Source organism: Streptomyces beijiangensis (genome assembly GCF_017315755.1).
Classification (GTDB): Bacteria; Actinomycetota; Actinomycetes; order Streptomycetales; family Streptomycetaceae; genus Streptomyces; species Streptomyces beijiangensis.
This window is the reverse complement of record NZ_JAFLRJ010001243.1, coordinates 1-317: the sequence shown is the minus strand read 5'-3', so window position 1 is coordinate 317 and position 317 is coordinate 1. Positions and strand designations below refer to the sequence as shown.

Sequence of the window (317 nt, the reverse complement as noted above, 5' to 3'; positions counted from 1 at the left end):
CGCCTTCATCTTCAGCGACAACGTGTCCGTGGCCGACGAGGTGCTCCTCAAGACGGAAGCCCACGCACGGGGCCTCCTCGTCATGGGACCCGACTGCGGTACGGCGGTCCTGGACGGCATCCCGCTGGGCTTCGCCAACGCGGTGCGACGCGGGCCGATCGGCCTGATCGGCGCCTCCGGTACGGGACTTCAGCAGATCTCCACCCTGCTGCACTCCTACGGCACCGGGGTCAGCCAGATCATCGGGGTCGGCGGACGCGATCTGTCCGGCGAGGTCGGGGGCACCTCCATGCTGGACGCGCTCGACCTGCTGGCCG

At 69.7% G+C, this 317-nt stretch carries 1 pseudogene; it reads left to right on the top strand.

From position 1 onward, the window contains the following. Window positions 1-317 (top strand): annotated as a pseudogene (locus J0695_RS41350) (acyl-CoA synthetase FdrA); the annotation flags it as partial.